This window comes from Gilliamella sp. Nev3-1 (genome assembly GCF_001690435.1).
GTDB lineage: Bacteria > Pseudomonadota > Gammaproteobacteria > Enterobacterales > Orbaceae > Gilliamella > Gilliamella apicola_C.
Map to the genome: position 1 here is coordinate 13,529 of NZ_LZHN01000071.1, position 16,173 is coordinate 29,701.

The window sequence follows — 16,173 nt, forward strand, 5'->3', positions numbered from 1 at the left end:
TAATGTCGTTTCCTTTGTGTAAAATCTCCATATAAATTATGTCAGTGAGATTGCCACTTTGTTGTGACACTCATTCCTGGGCGCAGACCTAGTACCTTATTTATTGGTTTTGCACGCATTTCAAAAGTTTTTAGGTCAAAGTCACCCGTCGCTTTAGTCGCTTGCCAATTGGCATATTGTCCTAAAGCATTTAAGACAGTTACTTTAACATCAATGACTTGATTATTTAATGCTGGTACCTTTACCTTGAACGTATCACCGACTTTAAGATCACCTAATAAATCTTCACGAATATTAAAGGTAAACCAAATATCATTCAAATCAATGATAGAATAAAGTGGCGTTCCAGGGCTATATAATTGCCCTACTTCAGCAACACGGGTTGTAATTTGACCATTAATTGGCGAAACTAAAGTTAATTCATTTACATCAGCGTTGACTTGCTCAAGTGCTGCCTTTGATTGTTCAACCTGTACATCGGCTAATTTTTTCTGTTCTACACTGCTACCATTTTCGGCTAATGCTAGGTTAGCTTTAGCTGCCTCATGGGCTTTAATAGCCGCTTGATATTGGTTAAACGATTCATCGTAATTTTGCTTGGAAACTGTTCCATTTTTAACTAAGCGATTAATTCGTTCATAACTGGTTTGCGCTAATAATAAATCAGATTTCGCTTTATCTAACTGTGCCTTTTGCACATCAATTGTTTCTGGTCTAGTACTATAAGTATTATCTCGGCTTGCCATTGCCACTTTTAATTGGGCTTCAGATGTCGCTAACTGCGCTAATAATGCTGGATTTGAAAGATTAAGAAGAACATCGCCCTGTTTAACATTATCCCCAACATCATAATTAAATTGAATAACTCGACCTTGTACTCTAGCCGCCACATCAACACGGCTAGATTCAACCTCACCTTGTAATATAATGGTATTAGGTTGATTTACAAAATATATAATTATAACCATGGCAATAACAGCCATGATTGCTACAATCAAAGAAAGGCGTTTTTTATGCATAAAATTGTGCTTATAAATGATTAGGAAAAACTAAAATAATGTTACTAGGAATATAATATAAAGCCAAATATTAAAATACGCAATAAAATGTGACTTTATATGAAGCACGGTGTTTTTCATATTTGGAATGATTTTTGAAAATATTTGTTCTTAGTGAAAGTTGAATCATTAACTTTAAAATTTATTTATTGAAAAAACATTGAATCATAACACACTAAAAAACTCGCCATCTAAATATAGATACAACGCTAAGCTTTCGGACAATAATTTGCGATATCTAAAATTTTATTTTAGCTATTTCAACAGTAAAGGGGTAGAACTACATGGTAATAACAACACTACTCTATTTACTATTTTTGATTAAAAAGGCAAATTTCCTTTTATCGACGAAAATTGCTCAATATTAACACCAAGGGATTTAAAATAATTAACAGCATCAATAATATCAGAGAATTTTTTAATTTGCTCAATGCCATAATCCTCTATAACGTCCATCTTACTTTCAATGATATAAAAAAGGTAAGTGCTATAAAATCCGCTTTTCTTTTTCAATGCATATTGAAAAAAATAGCGCTCTCCATTCATTTCCTTTATTTCATCACATCCCCTGACTTTACCTTTTTCAATAGCGGAAAGTAAATTTTTGATTAAAAGATTATCCATCTAAAAGTACCCAACAGTTTACTACCCAAAGGTTAGTATTTTGTTATGTTAAGATAAAAGTTTGCTCTACTACATTTTTCAATCTTTAGATTATTGCGAATTCCAGCAAAATTAGTCATCAACTACATATAATCAACCCAATAATGGATCCAAGTAAGGTTAGCACAACAATCATTTTCCTTTCAAAATGGCTGTGAGTCAGTTTGAAACGAAAAGCCTGCATTATAACTAGTATTAGCCCCAAGATTGCCATTACTAGACCTATATTACCAGAGCTATCTTTTGGCAATTTAGTCATGGTATTATCCATTTCTTGCATCCAATCGTATTTGCTAGAACCCATAACTAATAAGATAAAAATGCCGGCTAAGTAAATCACATAGTGTATAATAGCAATAATTTTTCTCATATAAATAAGCTTGTAAAGTTGGTTAGAATTAAGTAGAAAGTGACCATAGCTTATTGATTACTTTATTTGGATAATGGGATAGATCTTTTTCTCAATTACAAAAACGTTTACTATTTTTAATTCTCTACAACTATTATTTATTGTAGCGCCGAAAAACAAAGTTGAGTAAAAAATCGTAATTAAATCTAAAAATACTAGCGTTATCAAATAAATAGCAGATAAGTAAAGCTGAACGATTTAAACGCCATCCTAAACGTTCATAACTACTTATAACATACTTCACATTGACCAATTACATCAAACACATGATCATAAGTACTTAAGATATAATGTTCATCAGATTCGGTATCAAATACTTTATCAAAACAAGATTTTTTTACCCATTGATATTTTGATTCATCAATCATCGTAATAGTTAAACTTTTTATATCTTTGAACTTAAAATAAACTAAAACTTCACCACTTAGCCCATTATTTAATTGACAAAAAGATAAATCAAGAGAAGTTACTATCTCTAGTTCCAGAGGATATATATCTAATATGACATTTTTTAGAATAAAGGCATCTCTTCCATATACTTCACCATATAGAGTCTTAATAGCCTGATTATTTATTGTTAGCACCTTACTTTTATCCTTGCTTATCCATTTTTGTTAAAATTATTAGATATCATACAATTTTTTTAAGGATAAGGATAAGGTAAAATCAAAAATGGTTAAACTTTATCTGCAAAAAAAATCACACAGTAATTTAGCCGAAGAATATGATCTGGCATCCCTGCACTTTAGACCACTAAATAAATCAAGCAAAGTGGCTCATTCAAACCTACAGATCATCACAACCAGAAGAAAATAATCTGTTTGCATTACACAAAAAGCTTAAACAGTTGCAAATGGGAAATGGCATCCTAAATGCAAACCAATATCGTTATTCTGGTTACCTGATATAACTACTTAGAGGGCATTAAGAAATTAGGCTCATATTGTCAGGTTATTTTCCTCCTGTAGAATTTAACAAATCGCTTCCCCCTTAATTTTTTTTGCAAATGAGTTGCCATTCCAAAATATTGTAAATTTTAGCTTACTTATTCCTGTGCTTCTGCCCATAACAATTACCATACATAATTATAGAGATGAATTCTATATGCTTGACAACACTTATAATCTTTGCATAATTGCAGTCTAACATAAAATTAAATGATGATTTATGCCAATATTTTAATAAGGATTTATCAATGAAAAAAATACTAAAGATAGGTGTTGCCTCTTTGGTTTTAATTGGCACTTTGCACACTGCTAATGCCTATGAAATTACTTGCCCAATAGCGGTGAAAGTTAAATCTGCTCAATTTGATATTGATAGTGGTCCTGACGGTTGGGAAGTTTCAGAAAAAAGAAATGAGCGTAAAGTACTTAATGCCGCAGGTATTTATTCCGATAAACCTGTTAAATTAATTCAATTAAAACCTGAAGTAGGTATTATTGATGGCAAAAAATATGAGTCGACTTGGAACGTTAATACCATTTATGATAAAGAGGGTAACTGGATTAGCTGTGGCTATAATAGCGACGAAGTGCAATTAATAAAGAAAATCGATCCATCAATGAAAAGCTGCTGGATGACTAGTTCAAAAGATCAATTCGATAACCCACAAATTGTATTTAAGTGTAGCACGAGTGAATTACAAGAAATTCATTAAACATATAACTAATTTTCACTCGTAGTAAAAGATTAGTAGAGTGACAAGCTATAAACTATTTCCCGAAAAATGCAAAATCAAATTTGAATACAGAAAAAATATCAGCTCATTAAACAAAATTAATATAGCAAGCGGTGAAAAACGATGTTTTATCTGTATTAAAGCGCTTTATTGAGCGCCATTTTTTTGTTAATGGCAAGCGCAACATAATGAGACAGAAAGCTAAATATGAGTTTCTAAAAGGCTAAAAGTTAGAAATAATTAAACTAAATAGATAATCGTAAGAAGAAAAGTATAACAACTCAATAGCGCTAAAACCATTATTTCTTCAACGGACATAAATGCTTATCAAAAAAGCTTAAAATAAGTATAAAATGAATAAAGATAGTAAAGAGAAATATAACTGCACAATAGTGCTATTGCTAATATTGCACAAATAAACTTTAACAATTTATTTTCACATGCAAAAACTATAATTATACTCAATACAAAAACAGCCAAATACACCCACCAAAAAACAATCAGTGATGATAAAAATACATCGAGAATATTGAATGGTATAGTCATAAACGAACTTATTTGTTAAATATAAATAATCATTTATATGGTGGCCCCTACTGGACTTGAACCAGTGACCAATCGATTATGAGTCAAATCAACCAACTAATCGATTTTAATGTTTAATTAATTTCTACGTATTAATAAATCTCATAATGGAGGGATAGATATTGTTGACAAATAATAAATAAATTAAAAATTTTGTCAACATTAATAATCATCCATTATTGTATAATTACTGTATGTATTACTACTAGTATTCTATATCAATTACATTGAATACTAGTAGTAAACCATTATTGAATAATTTTCATAATCAATAAACAATTATTTATATAATTAACCATTATTTTAATTGATTAAAATGCTCATCTAAACAAGATCTTAATTGATTATGATCTGTTACTATATATTCTAATGTTGTTGACAACGATGAATGCCCGAGTAACTCCTTTACTAATGTTACATTTCGATCTGGTTGTTTCATCAGATTTGTTGCTAATGTATGCCTGAACCTATGTGGGCTAATTTTAACATTGCAAACTTTTGATAATCGCTGAAAAAATGCATCTATTCGATCAAAATTCATTTCTTTGTAAAAATCACATTTATCATTTTTAAAATGATAAATATTAAATAGTTGCATGTTCGGTTTTTTATTTAATATTTTTAATTGTTTCTTTAATTCAACAATATCGTGAAAAACATCGTCAATTAGTGGAATTTCTCGTTCGTTATGAGTTTTCGATCCCTCTTCTCTTAAAAAAAGTTTTTTATCTTTATCATTAATATCACAAATACGAATATGCAACAATTGATTACGTCGAATACCTGTATATTGCAAAATTTTAATCAGTGTTATCCAGAATTGGGCGGGATAACAAAAATCTCTTGGTGATTCTTTTAGCTGTTTTTCTTTAAGAAAACTTAAACAAATATCAATATCTGCTTGTGATATAGTCTTTTTGGCTTTCTTCCCTGGTTTTATTAACATCTTATCAAATGGATTTTTTTTTGAATAACTAAGCCATGTTCTATACCAAACCCCATCAGTGCTTTAAAATGACGACAATAACTATTCCACGTTACATTTTTACATTGTCTGACTTCCAAAATATGGCCTCTAAAGTTTGATACTGTTTTATGATTAATTGAGTTAATATCTGTAAAATCTCTATTAAAAAATCGAGTAAATGCTTCAATATACCTTTGATAATTATAGATAGTTTGTTTACGCAATTGTTTAAATTCTAGATACACTATGAGCAATTCCTGCCAAGACATTTTTTCTTTTTTTGTTTCCATAAATACTCCTGATTTTCATTTTCTCACTAATTGTTTTTATAAATGTTAACATCATGAATTAATGTTAGATGTGGATTATCAGGGAAATTATTCTCAATAGCAAATAACGGCTTGTTATCAATTAAGTAACCTTTGATAAAAGTATGGCTTTTTCTTTTCCCAGAAATTAGGCACTTCCAGATATTAAATCCTTCATCACTAAATTTTATATGAATTTTCAACTCTTGGAATTCACGTTGATATTGTTTCCAATTACTATCATCATCATTACCATGCATATATAAACTGTATTTCCTAAAAATTTTGGGAGTTATCATGAATATTTTGCCGTCAACAGTATGAATACATGCGTTCTGATTATTAACTGGTAGTTTTTTATCAATAATTTGACTCCTAACCCATTTAAAAAATGGGTGATTATAGATATCATCATTATCTAATGTGTTAAAACTACACTCATTTGAAATAGAAATATTATTATTTTTTGAATCATTCCCTTTTATCTGACGGTCCTCTTTGGAATTGTCGCAATCATCATGATTATCAGCCATATCCACATTGGAAAATAAACTAAATATTGTATCTTGCATTATAGAGGCTTTGTCATCTACAGACTCAGATACAATGTTTAATTTTGGCTTTTCATCAGCTTCGGCAGGAATTGCAGGAATCATAAGATCATTTTTTTCAACAGCTTCAGCTTCTGTCAGTGGAGTGATTGAACCTTTAAATGGTTCTGGAGCATTAGTAATATTATGAAAAGCCACATTAGCAGGTATACGGATAAGTGTTAATTTTTCAGCAATCCAACCACTCTCCTCAGATTCAATTTTACACGGCCAAATAGTTTTATCTTCATTTGCTATTGCTATCCCGTGCTCTTTTAGTATATTAAATATTTTTGCATTATCAGTCGGTATATCAGTTATACCATTTTGCAACAAATTAGCTTTCATTTTATCGGTGAATGACTTACTGATAACCCAAACATCTTTCCCATCAAACCAGCCATCGCAAGCTTTTGGACCATTCAAAATTAATTCCGATTCAATTAAATACCTTATCGAAACTATCATTTTACTCATTAATGATACTGGTTTGCTCAGTATTTTTGTTGGATCTCCACCTAGGTTATTCGATACAGAAAACATATCTGCTTTTTGTATAATTTCAGATAATACGCCAGCTTTTTCAGTGCGACCAGAACATAAACTTAAAAACGATTTAAATAATTCTGGGAATTGAGATAACCAAGTGATACTCTCATCTGGTAAAATTCGTTTAATCATCAATGCAGCAGCACTCGGATGAAGAGAATAATCCCTATCTTTTTTATAATTAAACCGATACGGTAAATCTAAATTGCTTTTCCACGGATACCAGATGTTACCGTCATTCATTTCGACATGCACATCTACAACAACTTTTCCTATGTCATGTAACAATGCACCGTATACAACTGCGGCACTCCAAGCCTGAGCTTGTCTTGGTATATCTTCTGCATTAGCTCCGAGTAAATAGGATTGCCTCAACTTCAATGCATAATTTGCCACCTCAAGTCCGTGATCAATCATACCTCCAATATATGAATGATGATGAGCTTCTGACGCTGGCAATAATTGCACTATTTCAACATAATTATTGATAACATCCATGTATAGTTTATTAAACCGTTGTTGATCAATTGATACTCGTTGCCAAATTAGTGAGATCAGCTTTTTTCGAGAAGGTGTATCAAGCAATTCTGTTGCCGATTTTGGAATATACCAGTCTTCCAATGATGATGAATTCTCATTATTGATACTCTCATGTTTATTTTTAACAATTAACTTTTTTATGAAATGAAACATAATCACTACAATTTTTAAATACCTGTATATTTATCAATATAAACTTGGTGAACCATATTTAATATAGAAAAATAAATATTCATCAAAATATTTTATTGCGGATTTTTACTTAATTAGTATAATTAGTTTGTTTCTTCTACTTTTTTAGTAGCAAACAACGAGAAGATGATCGTTAATTCTCAGACGTAGCCAGTAAAATGGGACGTTCCTTTTTTAAGGTGATCACGCACTAACAACCAACAAACTCACTGTTTTTTCAGGTTGGTGACATCTATTTTGATGTTGAGTTATTTTAGACTATCACATTCACATATTGAGGTATACTCAATGTCTTATGCAATTACTTTTGACTTCGATACAAGCAGGTTAGAGCACTATTATCCTGGTGCATATACTAATGCTTATAAAGAAGTTAGAGATGAGTTAAAAAAGCTTGGTTTTGAATGGAAGCAAGGATCTGTGTATTTTGGTAATAGTAGTATTAATGCAGTAACTTGTGTTTTAGCCGTTCAACAATTGGGACAAACGTTTAGTTGGTTTACACCTTCATTGAAGGATATTCGAATGCTAAGAATTGAGGAATACAATGACTTACTTCCAGCATTGGTGCAACAACGAGAACTAACTCATGCCTCATTAGAAAAAAATGAGATCCAAAATAAAACAAGAAAATTATTTTAAATAAGTAATTAATTGTTTTTATCACTCACCCATAGGGGAATATTTTCTCCTGTGGAAAGTATTCTCCTTTTTATTCAACTTTTAATTAGGAGGATATCCATGTTAACTAACGAATACATACTTCTTTCAACAGAATATTTTATGGCTTTAATTAATTACGAAGCAACTATTCCTGAAGATGTATCATTAAGTTCAATCATTCAAGAATACTTACATAAGTCTTAATACTGGCTATGTTCTAATTAATGTCGCCAAGAGGAGATATTCACTTCTCTTGCGTGAGTGATATCTCCTAATTTGTTGTTGAGGAGGTTTATTATTATGAGATGGTATTCAGAGCGTAATATTCATACTAAATCTGAGTTAATTAATTTATTAATTGCTCCTGTTTATAGTGAACATTATGAAGAAAAAACATTACAATTTCATGTTTGTAATGACTATATTCATGGAGTAACCATATTATGGTCATTAATTGAATTTAATGTCATAAACGATTATCGAAACATTTTACTGGCAGGTAAATACCGTTATATAAAATGTAATTTGATTAAAAAAATTGACGAGGATTGGAGCTATTCATGTTATTGTGAATTATCTTTTCCTCCTTATTATTCATGTCCACTTAATTACCTTGAATTAGCTAATTTAGAAGTAAATCAAGAATGGCGAACTCAAGTTAGAAATTATCATCAACTACAAAAATAGTTTTCCTATTTCTATTTTCTATTTAAACCAACTTACTTTATTACGCATAAAGTGGTTGGTTTACTTTTACTTTTTATACTGGAGCATTAATATGATTTCAATACCTGGTGAATTAGTCATTACGACCAGAACGGGGAGATATGGCAATTTTAATGTCGCAAAGCTTTTTACGTCTATTGGTGAATTTTCTTTAAAAGATAATAAATTATTGGATCAGTATGAAGCTGGAAAATATGAAGGGTCGTTTGTTATTAAACAAATCAAATCTTCTTCATATAGTTATGGCAATCGTGTTGTTATTGAATGTTGTGCGTATATTGAAGATATGGATCTAGTTAATTCATCTAAATTAGATGAAGCAGATTCAGAAAAAATACATGTATCAGAAGACCCTATTTGTCAGACTGAGTCATCTGAAGTTCAGAAAGTTAATACTGAACATCAACATGAAGAAACTATGGCTACCTCAGGTTCAGGTGATGCAGAACTGTTTGGTATTTTATGGCCGATAGGTGATCAAGTTAAACTAGATTCAACGGAGGATCGCTTAAAAATACGTTCCCAGAAAAAACGTTTAATCGAACTTGGTTACCATTTTGACTATAAAAGCCAATGTTGGAATAAATTGCCAGAACAATTTTAACTTAACTTATCTATCTCTGGGGAGAAACAGGTCTTCCTAGAGATCGTTTCTCCTTATATTGATTTAAGGAGAAACTTTAATGAGTAACATTCTTACATTACAAGATATTCCTGATTTGAAATGTGATTGTTGTATTGCGAATAATGACTCCGAACTGATTTTTTTATCTGTATGGGGGAAAGATACCGCAATGCAGGAACTCTTTGCAAAACTGACGATTGGCGAAACAACTAAACATGGTTTAACGGATATTAAGTTAAATCATCATCGGGTGTTTTTAGCCGAAGGAAAGCATTATGCAAAGCGCACATTGAAAGTAACTAAAACGTTATTTGGTTCGTTGATTCATGCTTTTATTTTTGATAAACGCATTATTGAGCCAAACCGTGATTTCCGTGATTTAAATTCAATGATCTCTATTTATAAGGTAGAAGATGTTTCCACTAGACATAATCGTTACTTTGATGCAATTAAAACACTTTCATCTGTACCCATTTTAGAACATTGGGCTGACGAAATTGTATCGATTGCTAAACAACAAGGAATGATTAAAGAACATAAAGCAATTGTTGGTGATATTGATGCAACAACAATCATAGTAAACGACACAATATTAACTCAAATCATGAGCCAAAAAATTCGTGATGGTATTTTAACTTTATCATAATCATAGGGAGTATTTATGGTTGCACTTATATCGCCGAGAGTGGCGCATAATTTTGCTAAAAATGGCTATTATCCAACGGATGATGCTACAACAAATGCAATTATTAGCCATTTTGTAAGAACTGATAATACTGCTATTCGAGTTTTAGATCCTTGTGTTGGTGAAGCTCGAGCAGCAAGTAATATTGCGTATTCACTTAGTCATAAAGCAAAACTATATGGTATTGAATACAATCGACATCGAGCAGAACTAGCTCAAAAATATTGTGATGTTTTGTTAAGAAGTGACTTATTTGATACCGTTATTTCACCTAATTCCTTTGGTTTATTATTCTTAAATCCACCATATGGAGATTTAACTAGTGAACATAATGGAGCAATTACAAATTATCAGAAAGACTACAAACGACTAGAGAAAATATTCTATCGTTTTACGATCCCGTCGCTTCAGTATAACGGTATTTTAGTATTAATAATTCCGTTTACTCAGCTTGATGAGATGCTTTCAAATTGGATTGCAAGTCAGTTCACTGATATTTCAATATTTACAGCTTGTGATAAACAATTCAAGCAGATTGTTATTTTAGGAAGAAAGGTTCGACAAAATGATATAGCACTTCAGGAAAAAAATGATATGAAGGCAAAATTTGAAGCTATTTTTGAAGGAAAAATTGTTCCTGATGAGATAGCTGTTACAAATAAGCCGATGTATCAAATTCCTGAGCCAGAAAGTGAAGTTAAATCTTTCTATAAACTATCATTTACTGATGAAGAGTTAGGTCAGGAAGTTCAAAAGATAGGTGGACTATGGAATGACTTTAATCTTTTTTTCAAAAAATGTTGTGAACGCAAACGCAAACCGTTGTGTAAAATGTCGGATTGGCATTTATCGTTAGCACTAGCTGCTGGTGAAATCAATGGTATTGTAAAATCCAATACAGGTAAAACTTATATCATTAAAGGTGATACTTACAAATCAAAGTCAAAAAGTGTTGAAAATACTTTGGATGATGAGGGCTTTATTGTTGAATCAAAAACAATTTTGACCGATAAATTTGTTCCTTCAATTAAGGCATGGGATTTCACTCCAAATTCAGAAACATTTGGTTCGTTATTTCTAATTTCGAACCGAGATAATGAACCTGATGAATTGTGTGAAGATGATGGATGTCTTGAAAACAATCAATACAATTTGGTTATCACTGGAGAGATTTATTTTACACAAGGAGTTAAGTCCTTAACAGATAGTGATTTTAATATGGCACTTGCTGTTTCAAAAGCGCTCAGTCGTTATGAAAAAGGTGATTGGGGTAATGATATGGATGATAGTGACAAAAAATTAAATGATCGAGTTTTAAGGCAAGGACAAAAAAATGATCGCTTATTTGCAAGTTATAAGCTTTCTGATGATAAAAAACTATGGATTATTACAGAGTGGTATGATTATAAGCAAGCTTTTATGACTACACTAATGCTGCCGAATGAGTATTAATTCTGTATTAATTAAAATATTAACCCATAAGGGATACAATCCCTTGTGGAGCTTGTATCCCTTTTTATCTAAGGATTAAAAATGGAACAAGTAACATTAAATACACAAATTGATTTAAATAGTTTTATTAATGAATTTAAAGATTCATTGTTGGATAGTTTGAATGCTTCTAACCCTCCCGTTTACCTTCAGGATGATATGTCATTTGAACGACAATCAATTATGGAACAGTTAAAACGTAAACCATTTAGTGAACAAGCTAATGTTGTACAGGCTGTTACAAAATTGTTATTAGATCAGAATGAACCAGCAGCGATTATCAATGCTGAAATGGGAACAGGAAAGACAATGATGGCAATTGCTGTGGCAGCAGTACTTCATTATGAAGCCCAGTATCGACGTAATCTTATAATTTCGCCACCTCATCTTGTATATAAATGGCGACGTGAAATTTTAGAAACGATACCAGGTGCAAGAGTATGGGTTTTAAATGGCTCAGATACGCTTGTAAAACTATTAAAATTGAGGCAAGAGCTTAAGTTAGGTATTACATCTAATGTGCCTGAATTTTACGTTTTAGGACGTGTTCGAATGCGGATGGGATACCACTGGAAACATGCATTAAAATCAAAACCTATTTACCAAAAACAAAATATTCATGGTGAGCATGGAGAAGTTAAAACAAAATACATAAAAAGAGACTGTGCCGCTTGTCCTGACTGTTATAATTTTTGTCGTGATGATGAGGGCGAGTTAATACTTTTTAGCGATTTTGTTTTGAAAGAACATCGAGCAACTTGTGTAAATTGTGGCAGTGCTTTATGGACTTTGATTAGACCATCAAGTAATAACTCAAATTCTAGCTTTAGAGACAGAGTTAAAAAATCAATGTGTCAAATTCCGACAATTGGGCCAGTGAAAGCTGAATCTCTAATTAGTAAATTTGGTGACGATTTTCTATCTGATCTGCTTGCAGATAATGCATCAGATTTTGTTAATCTTATGAATGAAGATGGTGAGTTTATTTTCACTGACAGACAAGCCATAAGAATAGAAAAAGCTTTAGCTAAACTTGAATTTGGTTTTGGCGAAGGTGCTTATCAAGCTACTGAATTTATCAAAAGATATTTACCACAAGGATTTTTTGATCTATTGATTGTTGATGAAGGTCATGAGTATAAAAATCAAGGCTCTGCACAAGGCCAGGCTATGGGTGTGCTTGCCAGCCAAGTTAAAAAGATTTTACTTTTAACTGGTACTCTTATGGGAGGATATGCAGATGATCTGTTTTTCTTACTATTTCGTGTATTAACGTCTAAGATGATTGAAGACGGTTATAAACCGAATAGCAGAGGTTCTCTAGGTTCCGCTGCGATGGAGTTTATGCGAGATCATGGAATCATTAAAGACCTATATACAGAAAAGCATGGAAATAGCCATAAAACGGCAAAAGGTAATCAGATTTCTCATCGAACACAAAAAGCTCCTGGTTTTGGGCCAAAAGGTATTTTGCGATATGTATTACCGTATACTGTATTTCTAAAGCTTAAAGATATTGGTGATAATATTCTTCCGAATTATACTGAAGAGTATATTGATATTCCAATGTCACATGAGCAACGGAGTCATTACGATAAGCTATCGAATAAACTGAAGAGTGAGTTAAGAAGTGCTTTGGTGAAAAGAGATACAACATTACTTGGTGTGGTTCTCAATACCTTACTTGCATGGCCTGACTGCTGTTTTAGAGCAGAAACAGTCACTCATCCAAGAACACGAGATAAGCTGGCTTTTGTGCCATCTGTATTTAGTGGTGATGAGGGTGATAGTTTTATTGAATGTTCGCCAAAAGAGCAATCTTTAGTTGAACATTGTTTAGCTGAAAAAACAGATGGTCGTAAAGTATTAGTATATGCAACTTATACTGGTACTCGAGATATAACTGGACGGCTTAAGCTTATTTTAGAACAAGCTGGTTTAAAAACAGCTATATTAAAATCAAATGTGTCGCCAGAAAAGAGGGAGGATTGGATCTTAGACAAAGTGGATAAAGATTATGATATTGTCATAACAAATCCAGAACTTGTTAAAACAGGTCTTGATTTACTTGATTTTCCGACCATTATTTTCTTGCAAACAGGATTTAATGTTTACACATTGCAACAAGCGGCTAAACGCTCGTTTAGGATTGGCCAAAAAAATGATGTAAAAGTGATTTATTTAGGCTATGAAAATTCAGCACAAACAAGCTGTTTAAAATTAATGGCAAAAAAAATAGCGGTTTCACAAAGTACTTCAGGGGATATGCCTGAATCGGGATTAGATATACTTAATTCTGATGATGAATCCATTGAAGTGGCTTTAGCAAAACAGCTGATTGCATCATAATAAAACAGTTATTCCATAAAAAAACGCAACATTTGTTGCGTTTTTTTAGCTATTTAAATGAAACTGGACATAAACATACTTGACGTATTACAATGTAATACATATTTTACCAAATACAAGGAAACATAACATGTCTATCGTTAGTATAAGATTGAACGAAACAGAAGAAAGTATATTTTCTGAATACGCAACTTTTCAAGGGAAAAGCTTATCTTCTTTATTTAAAGAAAGCCTTATTGAAAAAATAGAAGATGAATTAGATTTAAAACTTCTCACAGAAGCAATCGAATATAATAAAGAACATCCTGAAACATATACCCATGAAGAAGTTAAACAAAAACTAGGCTTATAATGATGTATCAGGTTATTTATACGGCAAAAGCATTAAAATCACTTTCAAAAATTGATAAATCACAAGCAAAAATAATAATTAACTGGATTGAAAAAAATTTAATCAATTGTGAAAATCCACGCTTTACTGGTAAAGCGATAAAAGGTAATTTAGCAGATTGGAGATACCGTATAGGAAATTATCGAATACTGTGTAATATTTCTGACGAAAAAATACAAATTAAAATAATTAATGTTGGTCATCGAAAAGATATTTACAAATAATACTTAATTATGAGCATTCTCCGTATTTAACAATCCTTTTTATGAATTCACGAGATCCATCGGGCTTAACTCGCCAGATTTCATTTCCGACTTGTTCAACGTAGCTTTGAGTTTTAAATAACTCTTGAATTCTTCGTTTAGTTAATTCGTTAAATGTATCATCATCAAGTAGACCATGATCAGTATTTTCATAGCGTAAATAATCATCTTCAGAAGGGTTCTTAATTGCCCTTGCTTTAATGTCTGGATAAATTATTAAATGCCTCATTTACTTTTTCCTTAGTCGAAAAACGAAGAATTATAACTTATTTCCTAGTATGTATTACATCATAGTTGTAAAAAAAGCAAGTTTCCTTGCTTTCTTATTGTGAATGATTTAACTAGTTAAGAGACAGATATGATCAATAATTTCACCATCAATACTTAATACAGCTTCGGAATACAAATCAAAATAGGCATTATGGCCTAATTCTTTTAAATGCTCCAAAAAGCAAATCAAAAAACATTGTGTATAATCTCCTGATGATAAAATTTCTTTATAAGATGAATTGAAACGGCTAGCAATTTTATGATTGAAATCATTTAAATTATTACATTGCCATTGTTTTATCAACCAATCCTCCATTTCTGATAGATAGAGATTAAATTCAACGCCTTCCCCATCAGAGAATGAATTAATCAAATCATATCGTTTAATATTAGATAATATATCGTCATCAATTTTTATAATATCATCTCGAAGATATAATCTATTAATTTTATGCATAAGTGTTCTCCTATAGTGTAATTGAAGGAGAACCTCCATTAGGAGTATTCTCCTAATGGAAATTTCAAATTGTATATAATCTTTATAAAGCTAATTCATAACGAGTTAGATCAATGAGTTTAGCTATTTCAATATTACGAACAATAGGTAATTTGCGTTTCAGATATTCGAGTAAATTAGTTGTTGGGTTTAACTGCCAATGAACTAATACTACATTTACTAAGCCACTAATTACTATGTTCTGGGTAGAATTGTCTACTATTGATGCACGTTTAACTTTACATGGACGATTATTAATTTCACCATCAATCCAAACATTACCAAGAATGTGAGTAATCTCATTTTCAACCTCAATAATTGAATTAAAACTACGCTCAGAAGTGATAATTTCGACCTGATTATTGTCCGTAAAAGTGATTTCTAGTTTAAATCCATAATTACTTGTAAATAAGTCTTTAATGTAATTAATTGTCATGATAATTCTCCAAAATTAAGTCAATAAAAAGGAGAATTTATGCCCGATAGGGATAAAATTCCCCTATGGGTGAGTAAAAGATAAGTTTATAAGAACTCAACATCAAACAGATGTCACCAACCTGCAAAAAACAGTGAGTTTGTTGGTTGTTAGTGCGTGATCACCTTAAAAAAGGAACGTCCCATTTCTGGCTACGTCTGAGAATTAACGATCATCTTCTCTATGTTTGCCACTAA

General features: G+C 31.4%; 20 protein-coding genes and 1 tRNA gene. 10 read left to right on the forward strand and 11 right to left on the reverse strand.

The genetic code is table 11. The features are described 5' to 3' along the window. Window positions 1-41: 41 nt before the first annotated feature. The 4 genes from A9G40_RS11335 to A9G40_RS11350 all read right to left on the reverse strand — a co-directional run bounded on the left by A9G40_RS11335 (window position 42) and on the right by A9G40_RS11350 (window position 2,714). A complete protein-coding gene (locus A9G40_RS11335; protein WP_065583119.1) occupies window positions 42-1,019 on the reverse strand; it encodes an HlyD family secretion protein in 978 nt (325 codons plus the stop codon). Between the two features lie 360 nt (window positions 1,020-1,379). Further along, the gene (locus A9G40_RS11340) at window positions 1,380-1,682 is read right to left on the reverse strand and encodes a hypothetical protein (protein WP_065583120.1); all 303 of its coding nucleotides are present in this window, start codon (window positions 1,680-1,682) and stop codon (window positions 1,380-1,382) included. 118 nt (window positions 1,683-1,800) lie between these two features. Beyond that, window positions 1,801-2,091 carry a hypothetical protein gene (locus A9G40_RS11345; protein WP_065583121.1) on the reverse strand — a complete coding sequence of 97 codons (291 nt, stop codon included), beginning with the start codon at window positions 2,089-2,091 and terminating at the stop codon, window positions 1,801-1,803. Window positions 2,092-2,354: 263 nt separating this feature from the next. Then, a complete protein-coding gene (locus A9G40_RS11350) occupies window positions 2,355-2,714 on the reverse strand; it encodes a hypothetical protein (protein WP_065583122.1) in 360 nt (119 codons plus the stop codon). Between the two features lie 611 nt (window positions 2,715-3,325). Between A9G40_RS11350 and A9G40_RS11355 the strand changes: the two genes are divergently transcribed. Next, window positions 3,326-3,790 (forward strand): STY0301 family protein, encoded by a 465-nt coding sequence (locus A9G40_RS11355; RefSeq protein ID WP_065583123.1) that lies wholly within the window; start codon window positions 3,326-3,328, stop codon window positions 3,788-3,790. A 605-nt stretch (window positions 3,791-4,395) separates the two neighbouring features. Here the strand turns inward: A9G40_RS11355 and A9G40_RS15065 are convergent. The 4 genes from A9G40_RS15065 to mobH form a co-directional block, all read right to left on the reverse strand. Further along, a tRNA-OTHER gene (locus tag A9G40_RS15065) sits at window positions 4,396-4,457 on the reverse strand. Window positions 4,458-4,694: 237 nt separating this feature from the next. Then, window positions 4,695-5,342 carry a site-specific integrase gene (locus tag A9G40_RS11360; protein WP_065583124.1) on the reverse strand — a complete coding sequence of 216 codons (648 nt, stop codon included), beginning with the start codon at window positions 5,340-5,342 and terminating at the stop codon, window positions 4,695-4,697. Next, a complete protein-coding gene (locus A9G40_RS11365) occupies window positions 5,336-5,653 on the reverse strand; it encodes a phage integrase SAM-like domain-containing protein (RefSeq protein WP_065583125.1) in 318 nt (105 codons plus the stop codon). The genes A9G40_RS11360 and A9G40_RS11365 overlap by 7 nt, the downstream gene beginning before the upstream one ends. A 26-nt stretch (window positions 5,654-5,679) precedes the next feature. After that, window positions 5,680-7,503 (reverse strand): MobH family relaxase, encoded by a 1,824-nt coding sequence (mobH, locus tag A9G40_RS11370; protein WP_065583126.1) that lies wholly within the window; start codon window positions 7,501-7,503, stop codon window positions 5,680-5,682. 327 nt (window positions 7,504-7,830) lie between these two features. On the opposite strand from mobH, the gene A9G40_RS11375 reads away from it, so the two are divergent. The 9 genes from A9G40_RS11375 (at window position 7,831) to A9G40_RS11410 (ending at window position 14,696) form a co-directional block, all read left to right on the forward strand. Then, complete coding sequence (locus A9G40_RS11375; protein WP_065583127.1) at window positions 7,831-8,184, forward strand: hypothetical protein; 354 nt, start codon at window positions 7,831-7,833, stop codon at window positions 8,182-8,184. A gap of 99 nt (window positions 8,185-8,283) precedes the next feature. After that, entirely contained in the window at window positions 8,284-8,409 is a 126-nt protein-coding gene (locus A9G40_RS15545; protein ID WP_255307313.1) for a hypothetical protein, read from the forward strand. A gap of 96 nt (window positions 8,410-8,505) precedes the next feature. Then, window positions 8,506-8,892 (forward strand): hypothetical protein, encoded by a 387-nt coding sequence (locus tag A9G40_RS11380; RefSeq protein ID WP_065583128.1) that lies wholly within the window; start codon window positions 8,506-8,508, stop codon window positions 8,890-8,892. Window positions 8,893-8,983: 91 nt separating this feature from the next. Further along, entirely contained in the window at window positions 8,984-9,535 is a 552-nt protein-coding gene (locus A9G40_RS11385) for a DUF3275 family protein (RefSeq protein WP_065583129.1), read from the forward strand. 79 nt (window positions 9,536-9,614) lie between these two features. Continuing rightward, window positions 9,615-10,202 (forward strand): hypothetical protein, encoded by a 588-nt coding sequence (locus tag A9G40_RS11390; protein WP_065583130.1) that lies wholly within the window; start codon window positions 9,615-9,617, stop codon window positions 10,200-10,202. A gap of 15 nt (window positions 10,203-10,217) precedes the next feature. After that, window positions 10,218-11,693 (forward strand): DUF6094 domain-containing protein, encoded by a 1,476-nt coding sequence (locus tag A9G40_RS11395; RefSeq protein WP_065583131.1) that lies wholly within the window; start codon window positions 10,218-10,220, stop codon window positions 11,691-11,693. Window positions 11,694-11,774: 81 nt separating this feature from the next. Further along, on the forward strand, window positions 11,775-14,081 hold the full coding sequence (locus A9G40_RS11400) for an SNF2-related protein (RefSeq protein WP_065583132.1): 2,307 nt from the start codon (window positions 11,775-11,777) through the stop codon (window positions 14,079-14,081). Window positions 14,082-14,211: 130 nt separating this feature from the next. Beyond that, the gene (gene relB / locus A9G40_RS11405; RefSeq protein ID WP_065583133.1) at window positions 14,212-14,433 is read left to right on the forward strand and encodes a type II toxin-antitoxin system RelB family antitoxin; all 222 of its coding nucleotides are present in this window, start codon (window positions 14,212-14,214) and stop codon (window positions 14,431-14,433) included. Between the two features lie 2 nt (window positions 14,434-14,435). Beyond that, on the forward strand, window positions 14,436-14,696 hold the full coding sequence (locus tag A9G40_RS11410; protein WP_176700490.1) for a type II toxin-antitoxin system RelE family toxin: 261 nt from the start codon (window positions 14,436-14,438) through the stop codon (window positions 14,694-14,696). A 7-nt stretch (window positions 14,697-14,703) separates the two neighbouring features. Here the strand turns inward: A9G40_RS11410 and A9G40_RS11415 are convergent, their stop codons facing one another. The 3 genes from A9G40_RS11415 to A9G40_RS11425 form a co-directional block, all read right to left on the reverse strand. Further along, window positions 14,704-14,964, reverse strand: coding sequence for a hypothetical protein (locus A9G40_RS11415; RefSeq protein WP_065575866.1), 261 nt, complete (start codon window positions 14,962-14,964; stop codon window positions 14,704-14,706). Between the two features lie 108 nt (window positions 14,965-15,072). Further along, window positions 15,073-15,462 carry a hypothetical protein gene (locus A9G40_RS11420; protein ID WP_065575867.1) on the reverse strand — a complete coding sequence of 130 codons (390 nt, stop codon included), beginning with the start codon at window positions 15,460-15,462 and terminating at the stop codon, window positions 15,073-15,075. Window positions 15,463-15,544: 82 nt separating this feature from the next. Then, window positions 15,545-15,937, reverse strand: coding sequence for a hypothetical protein (locus tag A9G40_RS11425; RefSeq protein WP_065583135.1), 393 nt, complete (start codon window positions 15,935-15,937; stop codon window positions 15,545-15,547). Window positions 15,938-16,173 lie beyond the last annotated feature (236 nt).

Coding starts and splice junctions, on each gene's coding strand:
- A9G40_RS11360 (WP_065583124.1), bottom strand. CDS start 5,342: ATGTTAATAAAACCAGGGAAGAAAGCCAAAAAGACTATATCACAAGCA.
- A9G40_RS11335 (WP_065583119.1), bottom strand. CDS start 1,019: ATGCATAAAAAACGCCTTTCTTTGATTGTAGCAATCATGGCTGTTATT.
- A9G40_RS11400 (WP_065583132.1), top strand. CDS start 11,775: ATGGAACAAGTAACATTAAATACACAAATTGATTTAAATAGTTTTATT.
- A9G40_RS11365 (WP_065583125.1), bottom strand. CDS start 5,653: ATGGAAACAAAAAAAGAAAAAATGTCTTGGCAGGAATTGCTCATAGTG.
- relB (WP_065583133.1), top strand. CDS start 14,212: ATGTCTATCGTTAGTATAAGATTGAACGAAACAGAAGAAAGTATATTT.
- A9G40_RS11425 (WP_065583135.1), bottom strand. CDS start 15,937: ATGACAATTAATTACATTAAAGACTTATTTACAAGTAATTATGGATTT.
- A9G40_RS11415 (WP_065575866.1), bottom strand. CDS start 14,964: ATGAGGCATTTAATAATTTATCCAGACATTAAAGCAAGGGCAATTAAG.
- A9G40_RS11340 (WP_065583120.1), bottom strand. CDS start 1,682: ATGGATAATCTTTTAATCAAAAATTTACTTTCCGCTATTGAAAAAGGT.
- A9G40_RS11390 (WP_065583130.1), top strand. CDS start 9,615: ATGAGTAACATTCTTACATTACAAGATATTCCTGATTTGAAATGTGAT.
- A9G40_RS11395 (WP_065583131.1), top strand. CDS start 10,218: ATGGTTGCACTTATATCGCCGAGAGTGGCGCATAATTTTGCTAAAAAT.
- A9G40_RS11375 (WP_065583127.1), top strand. CDS start 7,831: ATGTCTTATGCAATTACTTTTGACTTCGATACAAGCAGGTTAGAGCAC.
- A9G40_RS11410 (WP_176700490.1), top strand. CDS start 14,436: ATGTATCAGGTTATTTATACGGCAAAAGCATTAAAATCACTTTCAAAA.
- A9G40_RS11385 (WP_065583129.1), top strand. CDS start 8,984: ATGATTTCAATACCTGGTGAATTAGTCATTACGACCAGAACGGGGAGA.
- A9G40_RS11380 (WP_065583128.1), top strand. CDS start 8,506: ATGAGATGGTATTCAGAGCGTAATATTCATACTAAATCTGAGTTAATT.
- mobH (WP_065583126.1), bottom strand. CDS start 7,503: ATGTTTCATTTCATAAAAAAGTTAATTGTTAAAAATAAACATGAGAGT.
- A9G40_RS11355 (WP_065583123.1), top strand. CDS start 3,326: ATGAAAAAAATACTAAAGATAGGTGTTGCCTCTTTGGTTTTAATTGGC.
- A9G40_RS15545 (WP_255307313.1), top strand. CDS start 8,284: ATGTTAACTAACGAATACATACTTCTTTCAACAGAATATTTTATGGCT.
- A9G40_RS11420 (WP_065575867.1), bottom strand. CDS start 15,462: ATGCATAAAATTAATAGATTATATCTTCGAGATGATATTATAAAAATT.
- A9G40_RS11345 (WP_065583121.1), bottom strand. CDS start 2,091: ATGAGAAAAATTATTGCTATTATACACTATGTGATTTACTTAGCCGGC.